The organism is Corynebacterium sp. HMSC036D02 (assembly GCF_001836165.1).
GTDB lineage: Bacteria > Actinomycetota > Actinomycetes > Mycobacteriales > Mycobacteriaceae > Corynebacterium.
In genome coordinates this window covers 1-381 of sequence record NZ_KV827698.1, presented here as the reverse complement: position 1 = coordinate 381, position 381 = coordinate 1, and the positions used below count along the sequence as shown (strand labels likewise).

Sequence of the window (381 nt, the reverse complement as noted above, 5' to 3'; positions counted from 1 at the left end):
GGTGGTGCATGCGCTACAACACGCGCAGACTGTTCAGAAGACTGAAATGGTAGCGGTGTGGTGAGTATCTGGTAGCGCCTGAGTGAGTATCCGGTAGCGGTGTCTCACTCAGGCGTTGTTGGTGGTTATGCGTTGGTGTTCAGGCGCATGTTTGGTCCTTCGAGTGTGATGATCTCGGCGCCGGAGACGAGTCGGTTGAGGATTGACTCGGAGATCACGGCGTCGGGGATGGACTTGTACCACTCCAGTGGGGTGAATTGTGAGGTCACTATCGTTGAGACTTTGCCTTCACGGCCGGCGAGGATGTTGAGAAGTTGGTGCGCAGTCGCGGCATCAACAGGTGTGGTCAGGAGGGCCTGACCCCCGGAAAGTAGACACGTC

The 381-nt window shown here is 57.0% G+C and carries 1 protein-coding gene; it reads right to left on the bottom strand.

Translation table 11 applies throughout. The features are described from left to right. Nucleotides 1-125 precede the first annotated feature (125 nt). On the bottom strand, nucleotides 126-381 hold a 256-nt coding region (locus tag HMPREF2743_RS09835), incomplete at its 5' end, for an ATP-binding protein (protein WP_168167322.1).